Annotated in this window: 21 protein-coding genes and 1 pseudogene; 8 read left to right on the top strand and 14 right to left on the bottom strand. The window is 42.2% G+C overall.

From position 1 onward, the window contains the following. The first annotated feature begins 1,328 nt into the window (after positions 1 to 1,328). A complete protein-coding gene (locus NSTC745_RS09900) occupies positions 1,329 to 2,054 on the top strand; it encodes a response regulator transcription factor (protein WP_445636998.1) in 726 nt (241 codons plus the stop codon). 131 nt (positions 2,055 to 2,185) lie between these two features. Here NSTC745_RS09900 and NSTC745_RS09895 read toward each other — a convergent pair whose 3' ends face one another. Then, on the bottom strand, positions 2,186 to 3,547 hold the full coding sequence (locus tag NSTC745_RS09895; RefSeq protein WP_445636997.1) for a lipid-A-disaccharide synthase-related protein: 1,362 nt from the start codon (positions 3,545 to 3,547) through the stop codon (positions 2,186 to 2,188). A gap of 635 nt (positions 3,548 to 4,182) precedes the next feature. Here NSTC745_RS09895 and NSTC745_RS09890 point away from each other — a divergent pair. Next, the gene (locus NSTC745_RS09890; RefSeq protein ID WP_445636996.1) at positions 4,183 to 6,276 is read left to right on the top strand and encodes a BamA/TamA family outer membrane protein; all 2,094 of its coding nucleotides are present in this window, start codon (positions 4,183 to 4,185) and stop codon (positions 6,274 to 6,276) included. Positions 6,277 to 6,394: 118 nt separating this feature from the next. Here NSTC745_RS09890 and NSTC745_RS09885 read toward each other — a convergent pair whose 3' ends face one another. The 3 genes from NSTC745_RS09885 to NSTC745_RS09875 all read right to left on the bottom strand — a co-directional run bounded on the left by NSTC745_RS09885 (position 6,395) and on the right by NSTC745_RS09875 (position 7,933). Further along, entirely contained in the window at positions 6,395 to 7,132 is a 738-nt protein-coding gene (locus NSTC745_RS09885; protein WP_445636995.1) for a DUF3598 family protein, read from the bottom strand. A 193-nt stretch (positions 7,133 to 7,325) separates the two neighbouring features. After that, positions 7,326 to 7,736 carry a type II toxin-antitoxin system VapC family toxin gene (gene vapC / locus NSTC745_RS09880; RefSeq protein ID WP_445636994.1) on the bottom strand — a complete coding sequence of 137 codons (411 nt, stop codon included), beginning with the start codon at positions 7,734 to 7,736 and terminating at the stop codon, positions 7,326 to 7,328. Continuing rightward, entirely contained in the window at positions 7,733 to 7,933 is a 201-nt protein-coding gene (locus NSTC745_RS09875) for a type II toxin-antitoxin system VapB family antitoxin (RefSeq protein ID WP_445636993.1), read from the bottom strand. The genes vapC and NSTC745_RS09875 overlap by 4 nt, the downstream gene beginning before the upstream one ends. 414 nt (positions 7,934 to 8,347) lie before the next feature. Here NSTC745_RS09875 and NSTC745_RS09870 point away from each other — a divergent pair, with 414 nt between their 5' ends. Next, positions 8,348 to 9,973: a protein kinase domain-containing protein gene (locus NSTC745_RS09870; protein ID WP_445636992.1), complete on the top strand. Its 1,626-nt coding sequence runs from the start codon at positions 8,348 to 8,350 to the stop codon at positions 9,971 to 9,973. Positions 9,974 to 10,567: 594 nt separating this feature from the next. Here NSTC745_RS09870 and NSTC745_RS09865 read toward each other — a convergent pair. The 5 genes and pseudogenes from NSTC745_RS09865 to NSTC745_RS09845 form a co-directional block, all read right to left on the bottom strand. Further along, positions 10,568 to 10,708: a hypothetical protein gene (locus tag NSTC745_RS09865; RefSeq protein ID WP_445636991.1), complete on the bottom strand. Its 141-nt coding sequence runs from the start codon at positions 10,706 to 10,708 to the stop codon at positions 10,568 to 10,570. Continuing rightward, positions 10,705 to 11,114 (bottom strand): annotated as a pseudogene (locus NSTC745_RS09860) (PIN domain-containing protein). The gene NSTC745_RS09865 and the pseudogene NSTC745_RS09860 overlap by 4 nt, the downstream one beginning before the upstream one ends. Beyond that, complete coding sequence (locus NSTC745_RS09855; RefSeq protein WP_445636990.1) at positions 11,101 to 11,346, bottom strand: AbrB/MazE/SpoVT family DNA-binding domain-containing protein; 246 nt, start codon at positions 11,344 to 11,346, stop codon at positions 11,101 to 11,103. Before NSTC745_RS09855 ends, NSTC745_RS09860 begins: the two are co-directional and overlap by 14 nt. Before the next feature lie 175 nt (positions 11,347 to 11,521). After that, complete coding sequence (ccmS, locus tag NSTC745_RS09850) at positions 11,522 to 11,950, bottom strand: beta-carboxysome assembly chaperone CcmS (RefSeq protein WP_445636989.1); 429 nt, start codon at positions 11,948 to 11,950, stop codon at positions 11,522 to 11,524. 37 nt (positions 11,951 to 11,987) lie between these two features. After that, complete coding sequence (locus NSTC745_RS09845; RefSeq protein ID WP_445636988.1) at positions 11,988 to 13,808, bottom strand: ABC transporter ATP-binding protein; 1,821 nt, start codon at positions 13,806 to 13,808, stop codon at positions 11,988 to 11,990. A gap of 226 nt (positions 13,809 to 14,034) precedes the next feature. On the opposite strand from NSTC745_RS09845, the gene NSTC745_RS09840 reads away from it, so the two are divergent. The 3 genes from NSTC745_RS09840 to NSTC745_RS09830 all read left to right on the top strand — a co-directional run bounded on the left by NSTC745_RS09840 (position 14,035) and on the right by NSTC745_RS09830 (position 17,692). Then, positions 14,035 to 14,883 carry a prohibitin family protein gene (locus NSTC745_RS09840; protein ID WP_445636987.1) on the top strand — a complete coding sequence of 283 codons (849 nt, stop codon included), beginning with the start codon at positions 14,035 to 14,037 and terminating at the stop codon, positions 14,881 to 14,883. 268 nt (positions 14,884 to 15,151) lie between these two features. Beyond that, on the top strand, positions 15,152 to 15,565 hold the full coding sequence (locus tag NSTC745_RS09835) for a DUF1824 family protein (RefSeq protein ID WP_445636986.1): 414 nt from the start codon (positions 15,152 to 15,154) through the stop codon (positions 15,563 to 15,565). Positions 15,566 to 15,760: 195 nt separating this feature from the next. Further along, the gene (locus tag NSTC745_RS09830) at positions 15,761 to 17,692 is read left to right on the top strand and encodes an ABC-F family ATP-binding cassette domain-containing protein (protein WP_445636985.1); all 1,932 of its coding nucleotides are present in this window, start codon (positions 15,761 to 15,763) and stop codon (positions 17,690 to 17,692) included. A 188-nt stretch (positions 17,693 to 17,880) separates the two neighbouring features. Here NSTC745_RS09830 and NSTC745_RS09825 read toward each other — a convergent pair whose 3' ends face one another. Next, positions 17,881 to 18,495 carry a hypothetical protein gene (locus tag NSTC745_RS09825; RefSeq protein ID WP_445636984.1) on the bottom strand — a complete coding sequence of 205 codons (615 nt, stop codon included), beginning with the start codon at positions 18,493 to 18,495 and terminating at the stop codon, positions 17,881 to 17,883. 102 nt (positions 18,496 to 18,597) lie between these two features. After that, positions 18,598 to 18,825 carry a hypothetical protein gene (locus NSTC745_RS09820; protein ID WP_445636983.1) on the bottom strand — a complete coding sequence of 76 codons (228 nt, stop codon included), beginning with the start codon at positions 18,823 to 18,825 and terminating at the stop codon, positions 18,598 to 18,600. A 168-nt stretch (positions 18,826 to 18,993) separates the two neighbouring features. On the opposite strand from NSTC745_RS09820, the gene NSTC745_RS09815 reads away from it, so the two are divergent. Further along, the gene (locus tag NSTC745_RS09815; protein ID WP_445636982.1) at positions 18,994 to 23,466 is read left to right on the top strand and encodes an NB-ARC domain-containing protein; all 4,473 of its coding nucleotides are present in this window, start codon (positions 18,994 to 18,996) and stop codon (positions 23,464 to 23,466) included. Between the two features lie 173 nt (positions 23,467 to 23,639). Here NSTC745_RS09815 and NSTC745_RS09810 read toward each other — a convergent pair whose 3' ends face one another. The 3 genes from NSTC745_RS09810 to NSTC745_RS09800 all read right to left on the bottom strand — a co-directional run bounded on the left by NSTC745_RS09810 (position 23,640) and on the right by NSTC745_RS09800 (position 24,793). Next, positions 23,640 to 24,008, bottom strand: coding sequence for a DUF5615 family PIN-like protein (locus NSTC745_RS09810; protein WP_445636981.1), 369 nt, complete (start codon positions 24,006 to 24,008; stop codon positions 23,640 to 23,642). Then, positions 24,005 to 24,298 (bottom strand): DUF433 domain-containing protein, encoded by a 294-nt coding sequence (locus tag NSTC745_RS09805; protein WP_445636980.1) that lies wholly within the window; start codon positions 24,296 to 24,298, stop codon positions 24,005 to 24,007. Before NSTC745_RS09805 ends, NSTC745_RS09810 begins: the two co-directional genes overlap by 4 nt. A gap of 360 nt (positions 24,299 to 24,658) precedes the next feature. Further along, entirely contained in the window at positions 24,659 to 24,793 is a 135-nt protein-coding gene (locus tag NSTC745_RS09800) for a hypothetical protein (RefSeq protein WP_445636979.1), read from the bottom strand. A 209-nt stretch (positions 24,794 to 25,002) separates the two neighbouring features. Here NSTC745_RS09800 and NSTC745_RS09795 point away from each other — a divergent pair, with 209 nt between their 5' ends. Beyond that, the gene (locus NSTC745_RS09795) at positions 25,003 to 25,395 is read left to right on the top strand and encodes a hypothetical protein (RefSeq protein WP_445636978.1); all 393 of its coding nucleotides are present in this window, start codon (positions 25,003 to 25,005) and stop codon (positions 25,393 to 25,395) included. The last annotated feature ends 86 nt before the right edge of the window (positions 25,396 to 25,481 follow it).

Raw genomic sequence — 25,481 nt, 5'->3', positions numbered from 1 at the left:
AATTTCTGCTACTATCAGCAAAAGCAAGTTTTATTTGGCATATCTTCAAGGGGCTAGCTGCGATAGCTGGGCAAAATTCTAACTGTCTTTAGTTCATCACCTGTAAAGTCAACTAGGTTAAAAATATTAATTTTCATGAATGTACGCTTGACATTCATTATCTTAATTCCTTTATCCTCCATTAGGACTATACTAATCACAGTTGCAGGTGTTTCCTGAGACTTAATTCAGCTTGTTGTATCCTGAATCTGGTTAGTTAGTAAGTATTGCGACTAATTTGCTAGCTGATGACCAATACCTCAAAAACAATTAGTAATTAACAAACTGAAAAATCTTGAAATGAAGACAGCAAACAAGGTCGGTATAAAGTAAAATAAAATACTTTATAGAGCTTAAAACAATTCTAAATGAGTGAGTTAACAACCGTCGTCAGTCATTAGTGAGAGTTGCACGCCATTATTTTGTACCATAGGCTTGAGCAGTTTTACCCATCCATTTGCTCGGAGGAAGTAAATAAAGAAGTACTAGGCGTACTTAATTTGTAAATTTTAAGGAATCTTAACCTCCTTGAATTATTGGGAGTATTGGCTATTTGACTTCTTGCAGAAGTCGGGAAAAGGGGAAGGGGAAAGGGGGAAAGGTTTGGTATTTTACCTTTAACATGAGTCCATTTTCCCTTTGACCGCAAGAGTGCAAAAAGCACTTTTGCGATCGAAGGCTATTGATTGTTTATTGGCGCGTGCTAAGTGCTGAGTCTGGAATTTTCCCCCCTGCCCCTTGCACATTTGCTCCTGCGATCCCATCTCCCTATCTCCCCAGCCCTCATTCGTGGCTTTGTACAAGATAATAGTAAATAACTAAGGTATCGTAGAAACTAAAAGCTGATTTTTGGACAAAAGTGAGCAATTTAGTATTCGTATCAATATTTCATCCTTTTTGTGCAACCCACCATATATCTCCGGCTAGATTTGTACTCTATCTAAATATCAAAAAATAAGATATTTATTATTTCTATCGGTGGATGCAGAGTTGTCAAAAGATCATCTATCTTTGGTTTGGGAAAATAAAATATAGGTAAGAATTAGGCGCTCAAGATGAAGCAGTGCGTCAAGAAGGTTTATTGACTTGTTAGCTCTTAGCGTTCCCGCAGCGTACCAGCTGCCGTTCAAAAGTCATAATGGAGAATGAATCTAATAGTTATAGTTATTGATTCATTAAGCGTTTTTGTGATTCTTGAACTATTTTGACTCCTAAAATTCTTAACAGAAAAAGTAATTACAAAAGGTAATACTTTTAAAGATGCAAACAGCGTAACAGTGAGTGTAGCGATGAGTGAAATTAGCATTATTTTAATTGAAGATCACGATTTAACGCGAATGGGACTACGGGCTGCATTACAGTCTCACAGTGCATTAAAAGTGATTGGCGAAGCTGCAAACGCTACTCAGGGATTAAAACTTTTGGAAACAGCAAAGCCAGATGTAGCTGTTGTAGATATTGGCTTGCCTGATATGGATGGCATTGAGCTTACCCGTAAATTCAGACGCTACCAAGCTGAAACTGGGGGACAGCCACCAACCAAGATACTCATCCTCACAATGGATCATACAGAGGATGCTGTACTTGCGGCTTTTGCGGCAGGAGCAGATTCTTATTACATGAAAGAAACAAGTATCAGTAAATTAACTGAGGCTATACAAGCAACTTATGGCGGTAACTCTTGGATCGATCCCGCGATCGCCAATGTGGTATTACGGAAGATGCGCCAAGGAATTCCCGGAGAAAGCCAAACCTCTGACAAACCAAAAACTGTAAAAATCGAAGCCCTAGCCACAGAATACGAGCAAGTTCTGGAAACATACCCCTTGACTCAACGAGAATTAGAAATTTTGGAGTTAATTGTCGCTGGGTGTAGCAACGGGCAAATTGCCGAAAAACTCTACATTACAGTTGGCACTGTCAAGACCCACGTTCGGAATATTCTGAATAAACTCTGCGCTGATGACCGTACCCAAGCTGCCGTTAGGGCTTTGCGTTCTGGGTTGGTAGCATGAGGGGACTGGGGAGCAGGGAGCAGAGGAGCAGGGAGCAGGGAGCAGGGGAGCAGGGGAGATGGGGAGAAGTGACAATAATATTTCCCCTCTGCCCCTCCGCCCCTCCGCCTCTTCCCAATGCCCCATACCCTTCATCCCAACCTTTCTTGTAAACATTGGGCAATGCGTAGTGCTGCACCTGCTTTTCCCATGCGCCGCAGACCATTTTCGGCAATTATTTGCAAATTATCGGGATCTTTGAATAAAGACTGTACTGTTTTTGCAACTTCCGCTGGCTGCTCAACTAAAATCAAAGATGAGCCTAAAAGCCGACTTTGGGCTTGAGCGAAGCCAGGGTTATATTGAGGGCCTTTACCGGGAATAGCGATCGCAGGTTTGCCTAAACCGATAAACTGTTCTGTAGCCGTACCTGCCATCGCGATCGCCATATCTCCTAAATGCAAACAGTCATTATAAGCTTGTTGTGTTAACAGTAAATATGCATTTCTTTGCTTAAATGTCAAGACATTTGGGTCTGAAATTTGGATAGGAGATTCTGATGCGGTTCGCCAGCCTTGGGATTGTACGGTTTGAGATAGGATATTGGAATCTAGACCGGGAGCGATCGCACCTAAAAACACTACCGTGCCGGAAGTGTGGAAAATGGAATTTCGCTGTTGAAAACTAGTTAGCAATGCAGACACAGCGATGGCGATGGTTTCCCAGTTATTGTAGGCTTCTGGGGGACGGGAACCAGGCAAAAGAGTCACCACAAAAGGCCGAACCGTTTCCTGCTGGTGGCTAGCTAGACTATAAAATTGTGCGGATGAGAAGGTTGGTTCTAGACCATCCATCATCGGATTACCCAAATTAAAAGCTGGAATCGGCCATTGTTTTAATATTTCCGTCGTCAGCGCATCTCTGAGGAACACCGCCTTACAACGGCGACGACTCATCAACCAACGTTCCCAAGGATGATACACTGAACCAGAAAAGTTTTCCCAACTTATACCTTTGGATTTTTTTGGTAACAATCCAACTTCATCTCGCACGTGATATTCCGATTTTGCCGTAGCAACAAAAGCATAATTAGCACCACTCAAAGCTGCAAACAACAGCGGCACAATATCTCCCACAGCTAAAATTGCTCTCTTGTTACCTAATTTTTTTTGGGAACTTACCCAGCGGCGAATCGCTTTAATTTGGCTGAGGGTAAGTTGCAATAAACCACCGCGTACATCCCGCGCCAATTGGCGGCCATCCATATAAATAAATCCACCAGAAGGCATATTTCGTACTGAACCAATGAGAGGAATATTCAGTTGTTGGTAAGCACGTCCTTCACCCACCAAAGGCAAAGCAAATATCTCTGGTGGGTTTAATTGTTGCTGAAGTTCTTGCAAAATCCGAACTGCAATTATATCTTCCCCATGTCCGTTACTTAATACAAGTAACCGCAAGCGAGAACTTGCAGCTTGGGAATTAGAAGGGGATAAGCGGGATGCATTACTCATAGAATTTTATATGTAGGAGGCAGGGGGCAGGAGGCAGGAGGGAAAAGCCAGGTTTATTGGGGTTTTAAACTTTTGTGTTTTTTTTAAATACTTCCAACAAATAAATTATCTAAAAAAACAACAAATAGAGTTCATTTAACAATAAGAATCATTGTAAAAGAGGGAAAGGCGTACTACATGGTAACGCCTTTTTCAGCATATTTTGAATTTAGACCAAAAAGTATTTCTAAATCAAAAACACTCAACCTTTTTCAATTATCTTCTCTAATGCTGATACAGCGTATTTCAGGTAAATGAAGTACATAGGTAGGAGCACAATATATTGTGTCCTTACAATTATCTGCACCTCGCAAAGTAGCATCTGCTGTAATATCCTAGACAACACAGCAAAGCTGCTGTGAAACAAAAAATCAAAATTAACTGTCTATATGGGTAAGAGGATCGATAGGGAATTTAGCAAAGTAGTGGGAAGTTAGTATTATCCTGACTTCTTTACTTTCCTTTAGCTAACGCTAAATTCCCTAAGTATATATTGTTTGAAATTTCTGAAATAGTCTTTTAGCCAAGACTTTTAATCAAAATCTGAAATCTCAAATTCAAAATTGTATAAATCTTAGTTAATTAAGTTAAATATTATGAAAATTTTTACCACCGCAATTTTTACTTTAGCGACTTTGGCTGCTGGCAATGTTACTCAGCAAGCTACGGCTGCATCAGCTAAAACCGTTACACCAACTGCAAAACCCGATGGCTTGGTAGTGCCGATAATTGAAGAAACTCCCGCACGGGTAGAAACAATTGCTTCTCCAGAAAGTATAGTTGCACAACAATTTTCCCAAAATCCCCTGCCAGTTTCAACAACTGCAAACAAAAATTCCCCAGTTATCTTAAAACCAGCAGCCACAATCATACAAAACCAAAAAGACAAGGTTAACCCCTCCGTAACGCCACTTCCGATCCCCTTATCTCCCTCTCCCCAAAAGCCTGGTAATACTAACGATTTAGTAGTCACAGCGACAAATGTACAGATAGTGGGAGCTAATCAAGAATTGCAAGAAATCGTTCGCAAAGTGATTAAAACTCAAGCTGGTGGAGAAACGAGTCAAAGCCAGTTACAAAAAGATGTCGCAGCAATTTTGGATACAGGTTTATTTAGTAATGCCACTGTAAATAGCCAAAGTACATCTGCTGGATTGAATGTAGTTTATCAGGTGCAACCAGTGATTGTGCGATCGCTGCAATTATCTGGTGCAAAAGTCCTGACTTACCAAGTAGCACAAGAACGTTTGCAATCTCAAATTGGCACCGCTATCAGTCCGGCTGGACTTCAACAAGCAGTGGCACAAATTAACAAGTGGTACGCTGACAATGGTTATAACTTGGCACGGGTGCTATCAATTAAACCCAGCCCTCAAGGAATTTTGACTGTGAATGTTGCTGAAGGCTTGGTGGGTGATATTAAGTTTCGCTTTGTTGGTGAGGACGGCAAAACCGTAGATAGTAAAGGTAATCCGGTAGGAGGACGCACCAAACCAGATTTTCTCCAACAGCAACTCAAGCTCAAACCCGGTCAAATTTTCCAAGAAAATGTAGTTAAACAAGACATACAACAGCTATATGCCAGCGGCTTATTTCAAAGTGTAAATGTTGCTTTAGAAGGAGACGCGACAAAAGTTGATGTCGTTTATCAACTCAAAGAAACTGGGGCGCGTGGCGTTAACTTGGGTGGTAGTTACAACGCCGACCAAGGATTAATAGGTACAATCAGCTATCAAGACCGGAACGTTGGCGGTGTTAACGATACTTTAGCGTTGAATGTTGGGGTAAGTAGCCGCGACTTGCAGTTTAATACCAAATTTATCAGTCCCTACCGAATAACTAACCCCGATCGCTTGGGTTACACTGTGAATGTCTTCCGCAATCGGGAAGTTTCTGAAACCTTTGACGATGAAATTCGGTTAGCTAACGGCGATAAAGTCCAAGAAGGTCACATTGGTGGCGGGATCGCTTTACAGCAACCAATAGACGGCTGGAATACCTCATTAGGACTCAACTATAACCGGACTAGTATCCGCGATCGCCAAGGTAATGTTACCCCAAAAGACGCTCAGGGCAATCCTTTATCTTTCAGCGGTACCGGTGTAGATGACCTCACCACCGTATCCTTCACCGCCACCAAAGACCAACGAGATAACCCCCTTAATCCCACTAAAGGTTCCGTTTTAAGTCTGAGTACAGAACAATCTGTGCCCATCGGTCAAGGTAATATTTCCCTGAATCGTCTCAAAGCCAATTACAGCCAATATCTACCAGTTCAATTATTTAACAGCAAACAGCCACAAGTATTTGCAGTTAATCTCCAAGCTGGTACCGTCATTGGTGATTTACCGCCCTACGAAAGCTTTAACTTGGGCGGTTCCAACTCAGTGCGCGGTTACGACTCTGGAGAAGTTGGGAGTGGTCGCAGTTATGTCTTAGCTTCTGCGGAATATCGCTTCCCAGTTTTACCAATTGTCGGCGGTGTATTGTTTGCTGACTTCGGTTCTGACTTGGGTTCCGGTAATACTGTATTGGGAAATCCAGCAGGTGTGCGAGACAAACCGGGGATTGGTTTTGGTTATGGCGCTGGAGTGCGAATCGATTCACCCTTGGGCTTAATTCGCGCTGATTATGGCTTTAACGACCAGGGAGAAAGCCAATTACATTTAGGTATAGGACAGCGGTTTTAAGAAAGAAGAATTCAGAATTCAGGAGTCAGAATTCAGAATTAGTAATTGTATTTGAGCTATTAAATTAGTAGTGGAGGCATTTTTCACGAAGGATTTACGACTGAATCTATGCTTGGTATCAGCGCTGGAATTTTTCTAAGGTAAAGCTTGTAAATCTAGATACGTCAAAATGACGAATACCTCGAAACAATAAATTAGGATTTACAAGCCATTCTACGGCTAGAAAAAACTTTGTTTCACTCTTTATATCCTGGGGAATACTGATTGATACACCATCTTTCAAGTGCAAGCTAAGATAATTTTCATTTAAATCTTCTAATTGTACCCACGAGCTTGGAGCTGGAGATGATACTATGCAATCAGGTGTCATTTTAATTTCTATTCCTCGCCAACCACTAAATTGATTTGCAGGAGGTATAGGAGGTTCGTTAACTTTACTTCCCAAATGTTCCGAAATTATCAGAATATCTAAAGTACCATTTTCGTTGTATCTTGCGACTGCGCTTCTACGCCTGTCTTGATGTTTAAAACCAGTTTCAAAAAAGAACGCTGAGCCAGGTTTTAGTTCTTGAGAACCCCATGAAAAACTATCGTTAACGTGAAGGGATCTAAGATGGGGTTTTTTATGCGGGCCGTAGGTTTCTAATTTGTTTGTTCCATCAGCATAAGTAGAATAATTCTGATGATTCATTTGACTGCCATCACTGCTTAAATGAAAGCTTCTGACACATTCATGAGACCTAATTAATTCACCCTCCAAGTTATAGACCGTCCAACTTCCATGCCAGTCTCCAATATGACTGCAAAAACTCTCCCAGTTTTGAAGTTGAGCATTTGTTATGGTGTCTGAATTCATTGTTAGCTATTATTTAGATTGTTATTTGCTATGAATAGCAATTATCATATAGGAATATTAAATAATATATGAAAAACTTTTAGTTAATATCAACCTGAAATGTAGGGTGGGTTAGCAACAGCATAATCCACCGAATTAATGATAAGGCGGTGCATCTCACTTCGTTAACGCATGGTACAAGTCGGCGATCGCACTAACCTTCAACGATCGATAAAATAACAGGAATGTGTGCTTGAAAACTCTGAAAATCGTTGTCGGTTGTCAGGATACTGTAGCTTCGATGATGGGCAACTGCACAAATCAGAAAATCAGTATTTGAGCCTTGGATGCCATTGCTGCGGCAGGTGTTGAAAAACTCTGCGGCGAGTTCGTAGTCTTCAGGGACGAGTTCTAGGTCTCTAAAGGCTCGAAGGTAATCCCGCAAGCGGGTAAACTGTTCCGAACTGCGAATTCCACATAGGATTTCTTGGCGAATTGCGCCTAGCAAGGTAACTTGGTCATCAGTGATTAAATCCCGCAATAATGTGACGACACCAGAAGAATCGGGTGGCGTTCTCCGACGCAGAGCCAGTGACCAAACACAGCTATCAACAATGACACTCATCCCTGCTGACGTTGCTGCTTGTAGTCGTAATCTTCGTCATAATCAATAGTGCCGAAGAGGTCTAACACTTTGAGCCGCTTGCGACGTTGAATATATTCACGAAGCGCTGTTTCAACCACAGCATCAATGGTTTGCTGGTCATCAAGTGCCAGCGCTTCTTGCAGCAAGGCTTGGTTTATGTTGAGCGGTGTAGCCACAATCGCTCCTGCTCCAACGACCGATCAAATAAATGTTATCGCACTTTCTCTTCCTTCTTCGATGAAGAAGGAAGGGCGATCGCACTCAAATCAGGGTGCGTTACATTTCATGAACGCACCCTAGTAGCGTGACAAGGCTAAAATGGTTTCTTCCCTAAGATCGCCCAGGTAGAAAACAGCTTGAGTATGTTCCCTAGTTAAGGATTTGTTGACTCTCGCGCTATCATCTGAAAAAGGTAAAACTGTTGCGATCGCTGGGGAGGTTTTCCCACTGAGGGAATTTCAAAAACTAAATCATCCCATAGATAGCCAAGTAAAAACCTTACAATCTCAAAAATATGGGAAAATTTTTGAGCAATCCCTTAAGATTCAAGACTCGCTAGTTATCTGCTCACTCAAGAATCAGGACTCTCTATGTTAGCAGGCACAATTTTACAGGATGGAAAATATACCCTAATCCAAGAAATAGGGCGTGGTGGCTTTGGCATTACGTACAAAGCAAAGCATCACTACTTGGGTCAGGAGGTGGTGATGAAAACCATCAACGAACGGCTGCGGCAACATCCTGATTTTGCCAAGTTTGAGCGCCAATTCCAAGACGAAGCCAGACGATTAGCTACTTGTATCCACCCAAATATAGTCCGAGTCAGCGATTTTTTTGTGGAAGCTGGACTGCCTTACATGGTGATGGAATACATTCCTGGGGAAACTTTGGGCGATGCATTTGTATTACCAGGAATACCTTTGCCGGAAGCTACAGCAATTCATTATATCCAGCAAATTGGTGCAGCCTTGCAGGTAGTACACAATAACGGTTTGCTGCATCGAGATATTAAACCAGATAATATCATCTTGCGCCAAGGAACCCAAGAAGTAGTGTTGATTGATTTTGGCATTGCCAGGGAATTTAATGGCGGAGTCAGACAGACTCATACGGGTTTAGTTTCTGAAGGTTATTCTCCCATTGAGCAGTACCTAACCCAAGCACCGCGCACACCCGCCACCGATGTTTACGGTTTAGCAGCAACATTGTATGCACTGTTAACGGCTCAAGTTCCCATGCCAGCATTATTGCGCGATCGCGAGCAAATGCCATCCCCCCGCGAACTGCAACCACATTTGAGTGCTGCTGTCAACCAAGCAGTAATGCGCGGTATGGCTATAGAATCTCGTTTTCGTCCGGCGACTGTTGCCGAGTGGCTGCAATTGCTACCGGGGAGTGGGGTGAATTTTACACCCCAAGCTTTACCTACTTCTGCGGTGCAAACTATTAATTTATCTATTCAACCGCCAGAAACTCTCATTGGCAAAAATCGCAAAAAAGCGATGCCTGACGGCAAGGCTAGCATCAACCCCAAGAAAACTTCCCACCTTCAAAAACAGCAGTCATCTAAAATATTTCTTGGTATAGGTGTAGCTGTGGTTGCCGCCACCACTGGATTTGCCATCACTAACATGTTACCTAAATCCCAGCCGCAGCCAACCACCAAACCGCTTTTTCAACAGCCTACTCAAGAACCAGCCGCCAAAGTACCTAAAGGCAATACATCTTCCTCTGCACCTCCAGAGACTAACACCACCTCAAAAACCGAATCTGTACCCGTCTCTAATTTCAGGCAGCGTCGGCGCAATCGTCCTTCTTCTCAGGAAGAATCTTCTAGCAGCACTTCTACAAGAGAATCACAACGCAATAATTCCGAACAATCAACATCTTCGCCTTCGCCCAGCGTTGCCCCTACACCGACGCTAGTGGAAAAACTACGGGCAATTCGTTCATCTCGCAAAACTTCGACGCCAACATCACCAGATAATAACTCGCCAACCTCTAATCAAAATTCTGCTCCTCTTAAACCTGTAACTCCTGGAAATTCTGTAGTCGCACCATCAGAAACACTGCCGCGAGAATTCAGACCCCCAGATCCTTCTGCTGTAGTAGTACCAACATTAGAAAAGCAAAATTCCCCGACTGAGAGTCAAACGCCAAAAGAACAGAAGTTAGAAAAACAGACGCCAGATGAGAATAATGGCAATGGGCAATAGGCTGGTGGGTTTTACGATAAGTTGACACCAACGGCATCCTGCCCGCCCGGACGGGTGAGGACACCCATCCCACAATAAAATCTATTGGAACATTTTGCCTTGCCACGCCAGTAGGGTGTGTTAGGCACGTATTTTGAGATTATTTGTCACGAAAAATATGAGATGAGCGCCTAACGCACCGTCTTATATAGCGGTGCGTTAGGCTAAAGCCATAACACACCCTACTTAAGATTTACTTTATAAACGATCTCTTAGGCTTAAATTGTCCTAATACTATTATTGTTCGTGAAAGTTTAGCATATTTGCGCGTAGATGAGGCTCGCCGCAGGCATCGCCTCTCTTCACTACAGTAAAATTTAAGTTCCTAACCTCATCAATCAAGCTTTTATCTCCAAGTTTCCTGTTCTGAACTCGAAGTTTCATGTTTAAAATAAGAACGTTTCTGTTTCAACTGAGAACGTTTCTGTTTTAAACGAGAATGTTCTTGTTCCAGGTGGGTACGTTCCTGTTTTAAACGAGAATGTTCTTGTTTCAAGTGAGAACGTTCCTGTTTTAAACGAGAATATTCTTGTTTCAAGTGAGAACGTTCCTGTTTTAAACGAGAATGTTCTTATTCTGAGGTGGAATGATGGTGTTATGAGGACGTAGCCGTAGCCCGTCGCATACATCGCTCCACTTAAATTGTAGAACTTGTTGATAATGGAGAGCGATCGCCAATTGCAAAATAAGCATCATCCAAGTAAATCAAATCCCTGTTCGCTTCTTAACTTTCTGTCAAAAGTTACTGTTGAACTACAATCATTATGTTGAGCGATGCCTGCGGCGGGCTGCGCCAACGCACCGATTAAATAGTCGGATAAATCTGCCTTTCCCTGCTTAAATCGCTGTAATGCTTGATAAACTAAAGAGCGATTTTCTAGCTCAAACACCGAACATTGCAACATTAACTCTATAGTGTTGCTAATTTCTTCCCTACTAAATTCATAGGGCTTTCCCCGTAAAACCCAAACCAACTCACAAAGAACTATATTCACTACAAAACATTGCTCTCCTGCTTCGATAATTTCAGCTGCCTGTTCCACTGCTTTTCATCATCTTTTGTGAGGTATCGCACTAAAATATTTGTATCAACTCCAATCACTTGCACATTTTTGGATTGCTACTTCCATTTCTTCTAAAGTCGCACTTTTCATCGCCGGACGATATAAAATGCCGGACAAGGTTTGAACAGGAACATTGAGTGGAATTAGTTTAACTGTCCCATTTTCATCAATGACAAAATCAACCTTACTACCTATATCAAGATTAAGATAATCCCGAATTTCTTTAGGAATAATTACTTTTCCTTTAGTGGTGATAGTGACGGTAGCCATTACGTTTTCTTAGATAAATTATTTACTTAAATATAACGTTTCTTCGCAAATCAACACAGCGATCGCTCTACTTAAATTGTAGAACAATCAGCATAGACGCAAACACTACATCAGCTTGTTATTAAATAAAGTCTTTTCTCTGCGTTCCTCTGCGCTTACCTTTGCGTTCTTTGCGTTAAAAAACAATCTCCTCACTCATCCTCTCTTCCAACAATTCCAATAAACCATCAACATCCTTCCCAACTTGCTCAAAACAAATCGCTGGCGCAGGTTCCGGTGCAAATTGAATTAACTTAATTTCACCCTTACCGATACCAATCATCACAACTTCCACTTCCGGCTTGTGATTTTCTATAATTCCCAAAATTTCTTGCAGCCGATTTTCAACTTTATTATTTAAATTTTCAATCTGTTCTTGAGGACAATAAACAAAATGCGGTGTAGGTTGCAAATCAATGCCAACAGTACCCTTGCTGTCGCCATTTGCTAACCATAATCCCCAAAAAAGTGCCGCCAATTCTTTTTGATTTGCTTTGACAAACTTATCCAACTGGCGACGCCACTTGTTATCTGCTGTTTCCGGTTGAGGATTACCAAAAATCATAAATAATTCGTAATTCGTAATTAAGAATGGGGGATCTTTATCTCAAGCCACTTTGTACGCGCCAAAGGCTGGAATAGATGCCATTTTGCTCTAGCAATTCTTCATGGGTTCCTGATTCTACTAATTTCCCATGTTCCATGACATAAATGCAATCGGCATTGCGGATGGTGGAAAGACGATGAGCGATCGCAATTGTAGTTCTATCTACTGTAATGCGTTCTAGCGATCGCTGAATAGCGGCTTCTGTTTCATTATCCACCGCTGAGGTTGCCTCATCTAAAATCAAGATGGGTGGATTTTTCAGAACTGCACGGGCGATCGCAATCCGTTGTCTTTGTCCGCCAGACAACTTTTGTCCTCTTTCCCCCACAATTGTCTCATAACCTTGGGGCAAGTTAATAATAAATTCGTGCGCCTCGGCTATCTTCGCCGCCGTGATAATTTCTTGCTCGTTGGCACTAAAGCTACCATAAGCAATATTCTCTGCTACGGTGCCATGAAATAGAAACACATCTTGACTCACCAAACCAATACAACGGCGTAAATCTTTTAAATTCAAACTTTGCAAATCAATTCCATCAACGGTAATACTTCCGGCTTGTACTTCGTATAACCGCAACAAAAGTTTGACTAAAGTACTTTTTCCAGAACCAGTAGAACCGACAATTGCAATAGTTTTTCCGGCTGGAACATCCAAAGACAGATTTTTAATTACTGGAAATCTATCTTTATAGGCAAAATAAACATTTTTAAATTGGACTTCACCCCGCACTTCATCTACAGGCAACGCTGTATTTCCTGTATGAATATTAATGGGAGTATCTAACAAATTCATCACTCGATTAGTAGAAGCCATTGCCCGTTGATATTGGTCAAAAGTTTGACCTAATCTTGTTAAAGGCCACAACAAACGCTGGATTAAAAACACCAACACGCTGTAAGTGCCGACAGACATTCTTCCAGAAACCGCTGCCATCCCGCCATATAAAAGTAAGGCCGTGAAACCTACCAAAATTAACATCCGAATTAACGGTACAAAAGCCGCAGAAAGGGCAATTGCCTTAGCATTACTGCGACGATAAGCTTCACTATCTATTTCCAAACGGTAGGCTTCATAAACTTCAGCGGTAAAACTTTTAATAGTAGTAATACCGCTGATATTATTTGCCAAACGCGAGTTGAGAAAACCTACCTTTTCCCGCACATCAGCATAGCGGGGTGCGAGTAGACGTTGATAAGCAAACGAACCCCAGAGAATGAATGGCATCGGCGATAGAGCCATCCACGCTACACTAGGAGCCAATATAAAGAAAGCGCCGCCAATAATGATGACAGTTGTGGCAACTTGGATGATATCATTTGCCCCCACATCCAAAAATCGCTCTAATTGGTTAATATCGTCACTGAGGACTGACATTAAACCGCCAGTGCTGCGTTCTTCAAAATAAGCTAACTCTAGCTCTTGCAGATGTTTATATGCATCCAAACGTAAGTTATGCTGAATATTCTGTGCTAAATTACGCCAAAGGCGATCGTAGGCATACTCAAAAACAGATTCTAGAATCCAAATGATGACAGTGAGGAAAGAAATAATCAAAAATTGTCCAAAGACATCGCGTACCCCTAACTGTGCAATTATGGAATCCTGCTGTTTGACTACCACATCTACTGCCACACCAATTAAGCCAGGTGGCGCCAAGTCAAAAAATTTATTAAGGATAGAATAAGTAGTCGCTAGCCAAATTTGTTTACGATACTGATGTGCATAGTCCAACAAACGCTGGAGAGGATGCGTCGAATGTTTACGCCTTCTTGAGACTTGATGAGATTTTAGTACGGTAGCCACGGCTTTTTGCATTTGCGTGCAATTGATATTACCACGGAATCAAGTTTTGAATCCTGAATCTGAAGAATGACGACATCGGGAGATGGAAAGATGTAGGAATGGGTAGGGGGGAGACAACCAATTCAAAATTCACGCATTCAAAATTCAAAATGAAGAATCCTGCCTCCTGCCTTCTGCCTAGTGACTCCTAACTTAGAGTTTAGTACTCAATACTCATCACTTACATGGAGAGAAGAACTTGAAAAATCAACAATTTGGTAATTGGCAAAGCACAGTTTTGGGAATTGTGTTAGCAATATTAGCGATCGTTGGGCTAAATTCTTTTATTATTATCAACCCAGGGCAAGCAGGAGTGATTAGCATTTTGGGTAAAGCTAGAGATGGCGCTTTATTGGAAGGTATCCACCTCAAACCACCTTTTATTTCTGTAATAGATGTGTATGATTTGACAGTGCAAAAATTTGAAGTGCCAGCGGAAAGTTCTACGAAGGATTTGCAAAACTTATCAGCGAGATTTGCAATTAACTTTCGTCTCGATCCGATACAGGTAGTTGAGGTAAGGAGAAAACAAGGAACTTTAGAGAATATAGTATCAAAAATAATTGCTCCCCAAACCCAAGAAGCATTTAAAATTGCGGCAGCGAGAAGAACAGTAGAAGAGGCAATTACTAAAAGAAGTGAATTGAAAGAAGACTTTGATAATGCATTAGGCGATCGCCTAGACAAATATGGGATAATTGTCTTAGATACTAGCGTCGTTGACTTGACATTCTCTCCAGAATTCGCTAAAGCAGTCGAAGAAAAACAAATTGCCGAACAACGAGCGCAAAGAGCAGTTTATGTAGCGCGAGAAGCCGAACAAGAAGCACAAGCAGAAGTAAATCGAGCAAAAGGAAAAGCAGAAGCTCAAAGGCTTTTAGCAGAGACACTCAAAGCCCAAGGAGGGCAATTAGTTCTGCAAAAAGAAGCAATTGAAGCTTGGAAAACTGGCGGCGCTCAAATGCCAAAAGTCCTCGTTATGAGTGGTGATTCAAAAAGCAACGTACCATTCATTTTTAACCTTGGAAATGTAGAAAATAACCCGTGAAAGTAATTCTAGATTGGAGAGATAAGGAAAATAAGTCTTCAGTCAACACTCAACACTCAACACTCAACAATCAAATAAGTAGGTAGACATAATTAAATGTAAAACACAAAATTTTAAAACCCCAATAAAAACTGGCTTTTCCCTCCTGCCCCACTTCGGCTACGCGGAAATCGAGCGAAGTCGAGATTCAGTAACCACCTGCCTTCTGCCTTCTGCCTTCTGCCTCCTGCCTCCTAAAGAACAACCAACAGGATAATCAAGTAAAATTATGGCAAATTCTAATCATCATCTAACTCCCGAAGAAGCAAGAAAAATTCTGAATAAATTTAACTGTTTAGATATAGCACCTGTCCTCAAACCAGGTGAAAAAGATGTAATTCGTAATGCCTTAATTTTGATGGCTAACCTTGCTGACTATGAAATTTTAGGAATTTGTGCTGATACAGCAGAAGAAGGAATATTAGCCATGAAAACCTATTCTCTGGCCTTTGGTTATGAACCACCAAGTAATTTACCTACACCTGAAGGCCCGGTTTATATCAAATTAAATGGCAAAAACGGCTTGTGTTATGTCGATTCCTATGCTGGACATCACCGCGGCGTCTTAGTATCTTGCCAATCTTTCAACGAAGCTGGAATTAACGAAATGTATGGACATCTCCCCTTGGATTTATTCATTTAAAATTCATCAATAGGTAAGCAGAGAACAGACAAAAAGCAACAGCTTTCAAAGTCTCTTTGCTTGCAAATTTTACGATTAGCTTATCTCCTAACATCTGCTTCAACTGCTATACCTCCTTTCTTACTCCTCCCTCTCTTTCTCTGCGCCTCTCTTGCCTCGTGCGTGCAAATAAAAAACCCCTATATTCTAAATCCTATGAGTCTCATTACCCTCCAATCAATCCAAAAAGACTTTGGCATAAAAGAAATTTTAAAAGATGCCAGCTTTAGCCTAGACGCCACCGATAAAGTCGGCTTAATTGGTACTAACGGTTCTGGTAAATCAACCCTACTAAAAATGATTGCCGGCTTAGAACCCATCGATAGCGGTCAAATTTTAATCAACTCTGGTTCTAAAATCATCTACTTACCTCAACAGCCAGATTTAGATGAAAATCGCACAGTCTTAGAGCAAATTTTTGCTGATAGCGGCGAACACATGACTTTAGTGCGTGAATACGAAGAACTTTCTGATAAATTGGCTCACTATCCAGATGATAGTCAACTCATGTCTCGCCTTTCGGCTGTGATGCAACGGATGGATACAAGTAATGCTTGGGAACTAGAAACCAACGCTAAAATCATCCTCACCAAATTAGGAATTTCTGACTTTGACGCCAAAATCGGCACTTTATCTGGAGGCTATCGCAAACGCATTGCTTTAGCCACAGCCTTGCTAGCAGAACCAGATGTTCTACTCATGGACGAGCCAACAAACCACCTCGATGCTCTTTCTGTAGAATGGTTACAAAGTTATTTAAATCGCTATCGCGGCGCACTTTTTCTCATCACCCACGATCGCTATTTTTTAGATCGCGTCACTAATCGTATCATCGAAATAGACCGAGGCGACATTTACACTTATACAGGTAACTATTCATACTACCTGGAAAAGAAAGCTTTAGCGGAAGAATCTGCTATTAGCACTCAACGCAAACATCAAGGCCTGTTACGGCGCGAGTTGGAATGGCTCAAAAAAGGGCCAAAAGCCAGAAGTACCAAACAAAAAGCCAGAATTGACCGCGCACACGCTCTACGAGATACTGAGTTTAAACAAGTTCAGGGTAAAGTTGATATCTCTACAGTTGGTCGTCGCATTGGTAAGAAAGTTATTGAATTAAATAACGTTTCCAAAGCTTATAACGGACGCACCCTGATTAAAGATTTTACCTACGAATTTAGTCCAGAAGACCGCATTGGCATCATCGGTGCTAACGGTGCAGGTAAATCCACTTTAATGGATATTATTACAGGACGAATTCAGCCTGATTCTGGTAGTGCAGAAATTGGTACTACAATTCACATCGGTTATTTTGACCAGCATTCTGAAGAATTGCTCACAGCTTTAAACGAAAATCAGCGTGTAATTGACTACATCAAAGAAGAAGGAGAATTTGTCAAAATCACCGATGGAACTCAAATTACTGCTTCCCAAATGTTGGAGCGATTTCTGTTTCCTGGAAATCAACAATATGCCCCAATTCATAAACTTTCTGGTGGAGAAAAACGCCGTTTATTTCTGTTGCGCGTTCTCATGAGTGCGCCGAATGTCTTAATATTAGATGAACCGACAAATGATTTAGATGTTCAGACATTGGCAGTACTAGAAGAATATTTAGAAGATTTTGTCGGGTGTGTAATTGTAGTTTCTCACGATCGCTACTTTCTCGACCGCACCATCGACACAATTTTTTCCTTTGAAGAAGGCGGTAACCTGCGCCAATATCCAGGCAATTACTCAGTTTATCTGGACTACAAAAAAGCAGAAGAAGAAGCACAGCAACAGGCTGCTAGTACTAAAGAAAAGCCGAAAAATGTCGAATCCCAAAATGGTGCATCTTCACCCAAGAATAACGAAAATCAAAAGCGGCGCAGATTATCCAATTGGGAGAAAAAAGAATTTGACCAGTTAGAAGGTAAAATTGCCCAGTTAGAAGCTGATAAGGCACAAGCTGAGAAAACACTCGCAAATGTGCCTCCAGGGAATTATACTCAAGTGCAGAAATTGTATGAAGAAGTGGAATCTTTAAAACAAGCGATCGATGTAGCGACTGAACGCTGGTTAGAATTAGCAGAGATGGAGTCTTAATGTGTGAATATGGTGCGTTAGAGGATGTTTGAAAACTGGTTGGCTGCCACTTGAATTGAATTATTACCCCCCTTAATCCCCCCTTATAAAGGGGGGAAATAATAAAATCCTGTTCCCTCCCCTTTATAAGGGGAGGGTTAGGGTGGGGTCAAAAAATATTTGATACATCAATATGACTTTTTGGATCTTTAATTGCTCAAGATGCCAACTAAAATATGAGTTAACTCAACTAATTCTTCAGGAACTCGATATAATTTCATGTCTTCGGTTATCTGTTTTTCTTGACGGTTGTAGATTGCAAATCGCCAATCTTCACCAGTAGTTACTGCCCCATAAAGAACTGGCAATTCAGAATTTATCCACTGGTCGAGTGCAATCAATTCAACTGCTAATTGAGTAAAACCTCTACTTAAATCTGCTTGTTTCGCTTCAATTACCAACAAGCCTTTACCTTTATCAATGTAATAATCCAAGCTACCTTTTAGTTGGTCGCTAACATTAATGGCATACTCAATACTCAATTGCGTTTGGGCAATTTCACAAACTTCTAGTAATATTGGTGCGATAATTGCTTGCTTGCGTGCGTCTTCGCTAAGTAGCTTGACGCGTCGGAGATTACGCTCAATCGTTCGCTGTAATTCTGCGATTTGATTGGGGTTGAATTCTGTTTTTGGTAATTGCAAGCGATCGCGTTGATAAGAACAGCCAAGTTCAGCCAGAATATCTTCTGGAGAAAACGGTAGTTCAAAATATTTGCTGAATGTATAGCTTTGACCGGGTTGAATGATTCGGGGACGACTCATACAGCAGTTTTGGCGTGGATGGCATACATTACTCTACGATTATTCTTAACAGAATTCTTTAAATGGTGCGTTACAGCGTTCCGCCTAACACACCCTACCACTTCATCTTTTACTTTTAATCTTTGGAGAATCCTTTTTCTCCTTTTTATCCTGCAAGCTGCGAATTTTAACCAGCACTGGAATATACTGTTGAATCATCCAGCTTAATGCCTCAAGGCTTGAGTTACCTTGGTCAATTCGGATTTTAGCTTGTAAACCAATAAAGAATAGTTGCATTGTCAGCAACAAAGCAATTGTTTTACCGAGAATATCTTGACGCTTGCGTTGCATTTGTTTGTACCCCAAAGAGTTGATAGATACAGGTTCTCTTTGGGGTTGTGTCCCTAAGCAAATACCCCAAACTCGCGGAAAATGCTTTAAAATCAGGATTTAATTAGCTTGGGGTGGTAGTTTCAATTTGGGGTAGCCCCAAAGTTCTTGCTCAATTTTTGAAATGCAATGCCGCGACAAACTTACGGTCCTGAACCTAAAAAGCGAGTTAAGCGTCTGTTGGAGGCGTTGCTTTGTTTCGCTGATGGAGAATTTGAGGACGGTGACTTTAGAATTCAGTACGACTGGAAAGACGAAGACAGCACTAACCCCAAGCTGACTATTGAGACAACCCTGGTAGCTTTAGAGTTTCTAACGCAAAAAGATAAATATCTTGGCAAGTTAACTAAAGACCAAATTCGAGAAGCCTTGAATTTGCTCAAGGATTTCTTGAAGATTCTGGAAGATAACCGTTTGCAAACTAAGGGTGTTGATGAATGGCGCTTTACACTTAAGCTATGGTCAAGGGATAGGGAAAAGAACTTAAAACGGTTTGATGAGGTATGGGAAAATAACAGACCAAACAAATCGAAAAAATTAGCAGCCAATTCCACCCAAGATGAGGGTGTTGCTGTTGCACCCCAAACTAAACTTACTGTATTTCAAGCGCCACCTTTACCTGCACACTTTGTAGAACGCCCAGAGTACAGCGATGATTTAAAGACTCGTCTTTTAAATGGTTCATCGGCTGACAGTCGCACTTTGGTAATTACTGCAATTCACGGCTTGGGTTCGGTGGGCAAATCTACTTTAGCTGCGGCTTTAGCCCATGATGCAGAGGTGCAATGTCGGTTTTGTGATGGCATTCTTTGGGCAACATTAGGTCAACAACCTGATGTGCTGGCTTTACTTAGTGGCTGGGTGCAAGCATTAGGAGACTATAGCTTTAAGCCTACGAGTGTAACAGCGACTTCCAACCATTTGCGGACTCTGCTTTATGACAAGGCTGTGTTACTAGTGGTGGATGATGCTTGGAATATCGAAAATGCACAAGCGTTTAATGTTGGTGGGTTGCGTTGTCAAGTTTTGGTAACTACTCGTGAAGGCCACATTGCCGATGCGTTAGCAGCCAGCACTTACAGCCTGGATATAATGAAACCAGAACAGGCAATGGAATTGCTGACGAAGAAACTAAGACGCGAGATTACAGGTACAGAACGTCACTCAGCAGAAAATTTAGCCAAAGGTGTTGGTTATCTTCCCCTAGCATTGGAACTTGCAGCCGCCGAAGTTGCCTATGGTACGACTTGGGATGAACTGTTGGGAGATATTCGGCAAGAAGTAGCCAGATTAACAAGTTTTGACCGACCGGAAGCCGAAGAAATTACCGATGAGGCTAGTTTAAAACGCCTGAGTTTAACCGCATCTTTAAATTTGAGTGTCAAGAGAATGCCAGCAGAAAAGCAGCAGCATTTCTCTTGGTTAGGGGTGTTGCCGGAGGATGTCAACATTAATAAGATGATGGCGGCAACACTGTGGCAAATGGATAAGCGTGATGCTGCCAAGATGTTGCAATATTTACGGAATAAAGCATTGCTATTAACAGGAGTACCGCTTGCTGATGGTATGCTTACCTATCGCTTACATGACTTATTCCACGATTTAGCGTGTAATTTGTTAACTGCTCCCTCTGTGCCAAAGCGCGAAGGAAATTTGGCTGGGTTGGGTTTAAACCTTGCTGATGCTCACGCTGCTTTGTTGGAGAAGTATCGGCAGAAAACCCAGAATGGTTTATGGCATACTCTACCCGATGATGGTTACATTCATCAGCGTTTAGTTTGGCATTTGGAAAAGGCTCGACAGGTAGAAGAGATTCACTGCTTATTGTGGGAGGAGTCCGCAACTGGAAACAATGGCTGGTATGAAGTACGAGAACAATTGGCACAAACTGGCGGTTACATCACAGATATTTCTCGTGCCTGGGAAATAGCAGAAGCGACTCGGACTGAATCAGTCTTGTCTCAAGTTATCAGTTTGCAGTGTCGTTATGCTTTGATTACTGCATCAATGAATAGTTTGGCAGCTAATCTACCAGCAGATTTGCTGGTGGCGTTGGTAAAAAACAAGATGTGGACTCCCGAACAAGGACTAGCTTATGCCCTGCAAAAACCAGAACCGCAGGAGAAAGTCAACTCGTTGGCAGAACTAGTCAATTATTTGCCAGCAAATCTTCAAGAATTAGCACTGCAAAAAGCCCTTACTGCTGCCAGGGCAATTCAGGATGAGCATTCTCGTGCCAATGCCTTGAGTGCCTTAGCTGACAAACTGCCAGAGTTGTTGCCGGAAGCCCTTGCTGCTGCCAGGGCAATTCAGGATGAGCATTCTCGTGCCAATGCCTTGAGCGCCTTAGCTGACAAACTGCCACCAGAATTATTGCCAAAAGCCCTTGCTGCTGCCAGGGCGATTCAGTCTGAGTCTTCTCGTGCTAATGTCTTGAATGCCTTAGCTGACAAACTGCCAGAAGTTTTGCCAGAAGCCCTTGCTGCTATTACGGCGATTCAGGATAACAATTTTCGTGCAAATGCTTTGAGTGTTTTAGTTAAGAATCTGCCAGAAGTTTTGCCAGAAGCCCTTGCTGCTATTACGGCGATTCAGGATGAGTCTTCTCGTGTCGGCGTCTTGACTGGCTTAGGACAAAAACTACCAGAAGTTTTGCCACAAGCCCTTGCTGCTGCCAGGGCGATTCAGTCTGAATATCATCGTGCCAATGCCTTGAGTGCCTTAGCTGACAAACTGCCACCAGAATTATTGCCAGAAGCCCTTGCTGCGGCCAGGGCGATTCAGGATGAGTCTTCTCGTGCCGATGCCTTGATTGCCTTAGGACAAAAACTGCCAGAAGTTTTGCCACAAGCCCTTGCTGCTGCCAGGGCGATTCAGTCTGAATATCATCGTGCCAATGCCTTGAGTGCCTTAGCTGACAAACTGCCACCAGAATTATTGCCAGAAGCCCTTGCTGCGGCCAGGGCAATTCAGGATGAGTCTTCTCGTGCAAATGTTTTGAGTGGCTTAGCTAAGAATCTGCCAGAAGTTTTGCCAGAAGCCCTTGCTGTGGCCAGGGCGATTCAGGATGAGTCTTCTCGTGCAAATGCTTTGAGTGTTTTAGCTAAAAATCTGCCAGAAGTTTTGCCAGAAGCCCTTGCTGCGGCCAGGGTGATTCAGGATGAGTCTTCTCGTGCCGACGCCTTGACTACCTTAGGACAAAAACTGCCAGAACTTTTGCTAGAAGCTCTTGCTGCTGCCAGGGCGATTCAGTCTGAATATCATCGTGCCAATGCCTTGAGTGCCTTAGCTGACAAACTGCCACCAGAATTATTGCCAGAAGCCCTTGCTGCGGCCAGGGCGATTCAGGATGAGTCTTCTCGTGCCGACGCCTTGATTGCTTTAGGACAAAAACTGCCAGAAGTTTTGCCAGAAGCCCTTGCTGCTGCCAGGGCAATTCAGGATGAGCATTTTCGCGCCAATGCTTTGAGCAGCTTAGCTGACAAACTGCCACCAGAGTTAATGCCAGAAGCCCTTGATGCTGCTAAAGCGATTCATGATGAGGGATTTTGTGTGTATGTCTTGAGTACCTTAGCACAGAACCTGCCACCAGAGTTAATGCCAGAAGCCCTTGCTGCTGCTAAAGCGATTCAGCATGAGAAATTTTGTAGCTATGCCTTAACTGCCTTAGCTGACAAACTGCCACCAGAGTTAATGCCAGAAGCCCTTGCTACTGCCAAAGCGATTCAGGAAGACAGATATTTTGCTAATGCCTTGAGTGCCTTAGTAAAGAAACTACCACCAGAATTATTGCCAGAAGCCTTTGCTGCTGCCAAAGCGATTGAGTTTGAGTATTCTCGTGCCAACGCTTTAGCTGCCTTAGCACCGAAATTGCAACCAAAGTTATTGCTAGAAGCCCTTGATGCTGCCAGGGCGATTCAGGATGAGCTTTCTCGTTTCAATGCTTTGAGTGCCTTAGCTCAGAATTTGCCAGAAGCCCTTGATGCTGCCAGGGCGATTCAGGATGAGCTTTCTCGTTTCAATGCTTTGAGTGCCTTGGCTCAGAATTTACCAGAAGCCCTTGATGCTGCCAGGGCGATTCAGGATGAGCTTTCTCGTTTCAATGCTTTGAGTGCTTTAGCTCAGAATCTGCCAGAAGTTTTGCCAGAAGCCCTTGATGCTGCTAGGGCGATTCAGGATGAGCCTTTTCGTGTCAATGCTTTGAGTGCCTTAGCTGAGAAACTGCCACCAGAGTTATTGCCAGAAGCCCTTGCTGCTGCCAGAGCAATTCAGTCTGAGTCTTCTCGTGCCTATGCCTTGAGAGCCTTAGCTGAGAAACTGCCAAAAGTTTTGCCAGAAGCCCTTGCTGCTGCCAAGGTGATTCAGGATGAGTCTTCTCGTATCAATGCCTTGAGTGCCTTAGCTTTTAGTTTGTCACAAATGCCAGCTGCTGAACTTTTTTCGCTTTGGCAAGATTCGCTTCACGAACTATCCCTTCGCACTCGCCCTAATTTGCTGCAAGATATCAAAGCGTTGTTTCCAGTTATCTTTGCATTAGGTAGTGAACCAGCAACGGTAGAAATTGCTCGTGCGATTCTAGATGTGGCGCGATGGTGGAAATAATTTTTAATTCGTAATTCGTAATGGGCTTCGCCCCGCTACGCTAACGTAATTCGTAATTTAAGACATGAGTGGTCGATCGCCATTAGTCATAAAATCATCAGAGAAATTGTCTAAACTGTCGAAGAGCGTATAGCGCTTCCCAGTTTTTAGCTCTAACCCAAGCGTATTAGATACTATTCATCAATCCAACTACTCAGAAATTCTACCTGATTGTGCATTTCTTCTGCTGACTTAGCTGCAATTAACCTCAAAATACCGCGCATTATTTCCCCCACTGAGTAACGTTGCTGCTGTACCAAAATCATCCCTGCATGAGATTGTTCCTTGCTTAGAAAATCAGCGTGCAAACGGTAGAAATCTCTGATATTAGAACTATATAAAACAAGTCCTTGCTCGGTTGCCCATCTTAGCTGTTCTTCATCGGTATAACCAAGCCTATTCAAACTTAGACTTGTTATCACATCTACACCACGATTTTGTAAAGCCAGAACTAAAGAGCGTGCGGTAGAATCTTCATCCATGTACAATCTAATTCGGCTCATGAGAGCTTTTGGCTTTTATGCAGTGTTTCTAATCTGTCGGCCTCTGCTTCTTCTGCTGCAATATCAGCATCAATTTCCTCACGATTCGCATGATAATAAGCTAGAGCTGCATAAACTTGCGCTAAAGTCAAATGACTAATTTGATCTGCAATTTCTTCTGCGCTGTAACCTTGTTTATACCAGATAGCGATGCGCCGGACTGTCACCCCTGTACCAGCAATAATTGGGCAACCGCCGTGTATTTCAGGATTATGGTTAATTAGTGTGCCGATATCGGTAATAGTTGTCAAAACTTATTCTCCGAAATTTTCTATATTATCTCTAATTCCACCATTATGCTGATTTTAACGAGTATTGGGTACTAACAAAACTCTTCCCCGATCGCCAGTCCCTTTTACCTGGTGCAGCCATCACTCTTCGACTCTACAAAACACTAAGCGATCGCATTTACATTAAACATATCTAAACTAACTTTTCCTATAACATTAATCTCTGAAATCACCAGCTAGCAAAATATTCATCTGCGTAGGCGAACGCGAGTGCGTCTCGTAGAGAAGCCCGCCGTAGGCATCGCAAACTCCCCAACAAACAACAGAAGCCACTATTGTTCACCCAATAGTGGCTTTTGTTCGCCCAATAGCGGCTTTTCTTCACCCAATAGCCGCTTTTGTTTCATCCAATAGTGGCTTTTGTTCATCCAATAGCGGCTTTTCTTCGTCCAATAGTGGCTTTTGTTCATCCAATAGCGGCTTTTCTTCACCCAATAGCGGCTTTTCTTCATCCAATAGCGGCTATCCTCAACCCAATAGCGGCTTCTCTAATGTTTTCTAGCTCTTGTTTTTGCGCCTTGCCTTCTTAAGATGAGTAATTAAATACCGAAATATTACTGATATTAGCTGAAAATTGTACGATCAAAAATTGCGATTTCTGCTGAACCAGATTTCGATTTAATTAAGGCAAGCTAGCTTTAGAAGTATTTTAAAAGGGTAAATTTATGGCTCTGAAAAAACGTAAATCCAGCGTTTTAGAAAAAGTTGAGTCAAGAATAGCCGGGATAAAATTGATCGACCCAAGTATCAAATTTGATAACGATCATAGTCTCGAAAAACTGATTGAGTCAATTGAACAGTTACAAAATAAACTTGACATTCATAATAACGCTCTGTCTTTAGCCGATTCTTCTCTAACTGAAATTGAACAGATGGAAAAGAATTTGAGTAAACTTTCTCAAAAGATGCTAATGCTAATTGCTATTAAGTACGGCAAAGATAGCGCTGAATATGAAACAGCAGGTGGTGTTCGAGATAGCGATCGCGTCCGCAAAATGCGATCGAGTCGCTTGAAAAATGTTGCAGAAAGAGCATCAGATAAGCAGGAGGCAGGTTGACATTATCTATAAATTAATTCTGCATTCCCCGATATCTTTGTAGAGACGTAGCACTGCTGCGTCTCTACGTCTCTACAATATCGCCA

This window comes from Nostoc sp. DSM 114161 (assembly GCF_052692665.1).
The sequence above is the reverse complement of the archived record's forward strand: the minus strand, read 5'-3'. Positions and strand labels throughout refer to the sequence as shown.

What these genes read in the sequence shown, in the direction of transcription:
- NSTC745_RS09900 (WP_445636998.1), top strand. Translation starts at nt 1,329, where the DNA reads ATGAGTGAAATTAGCATTATTTTAATTGAAGATCACGATTTAACGCGA.
- NSTC745_RS09895 (WP_445636997.1), bottom strand. Translation starts at nt 3,547, where the DNA reads ATGAGTAATGCATCCCGCTTATCCCCTTCTAATTCCCAAGCTGCAAGT.
- NSTC745_RS09890 (WP_445636996.1), top strand. Translation starts at nt 4,183, where the DNA reads ATGAAAATTTTTACCACCGCAATTTTTACTTTAGCGACTTTGGCTGCT.
- NSTC745_RS09885 (WP_445636995.1), bottom strand. Translation starts at nt 7,132, where the DNA reads ATGAATTCAGACACCATAACAAATGCTCAACTTCAAAACTGGGAGAGT.
- vapC (WP_445636994.1), bottom strand. Translation starts at nt 7,736, where the DNA reads ATGAGTGTCATTGTTGATAGCTGTGTTTGGTCACTGGCTCTGCGTCGG.
- NSTC745_RS09870 (WP_445636992.1), top strand. Translation starts at nt 8,348, where the DNA reads ATGTTAGCAGGCACAATTTTACAGGATGGAAAATATACCCTAATCCAA.
- NSTC745_RS09865 (WP_445636991.1), bottom strand. Translation starts at nt 10,708, where the DNA reads ATGATGCTTATTTTGCAATTGGCGATCGCTCTCCATTATCAACAAGTT.
- NSTC745_RS09855 (WP_445636990.1), bottom strand. Translation starts at nt 11,346, where the DNA reads ATGGCTACCGTCACTATCACCACTAAAGGAAAAGTAATTATTCCTAAA.
- ccmS (WP_445636989.1), bottom strand. Translation starts at nt 11,950, where the DNA reads ATGATTTTTGGTAATCCTCAACCGGAAACAGCAGATAACAAGTGGCGT.
- NSTC745_RS09845 (WP_445636988.1), bottom strand. Translation starts at nt 13,808, where the DNA reads ATGCAAAAAGCCGTGGCTACCGTACTAAAATCTCATCAAGTCTCAAGA.
- NSTC745_RS09835 (WP_445636986.1), top strand. Translation starts at nt 15,152, where the DNA reads ATGGCAAATTCTAATCATCATCTAACTCCCGAAGAAGCAAGAAAAATT.
- NSTC745_RS09830 (WP_445636985.1), top strand. Translation starts at nt 15,761, where the DNA reads ATGAGTCTCATTACCCTCCAATCAATCCAAAAAGACTTTGGCATAAAA.
- NSTC745_RS09825 (WP_445636984.1), bottom strand. Translation starts at nt 18,495, where the DNA reads ATGAGTCGTCCCCGAATCATTCAACCCGGTCAAAGCTATACATTCAGC.
- NSTC745_RS09820 (WP_445636983.1), bottom strand. Translation starts at nt 18,825, where the DNA reads ATGCAACGCAAGCGTCAAGATATTCTCGGTAAAACAATTGCTTTGTTG.
- NSTC745_RS09815 (WP_445636982.1), top strand. Translation starts at nt 18,994, where the DNA reads ATGCCGCGACAAACTTACGGTCCTGAACCTAAAAAGCGAGTTAAGCGT.
- NSTC745_RS09810 (WP_445636981.1), bottom strand. Translation starts at nt 24,008, where the DNA reads ATGAGCCGAATTAGATTGTACATGGATGAAGATTCTACCGCACGCTCT.
- NSTC745_RS09795 (WP_445636978.1), top strand. Translation starts at nt 25,003, where the DNA reads ATGGCTCTGAAAAAACGTAAATCCAGCGTTTTAGAAAAAGTTGAGTCA.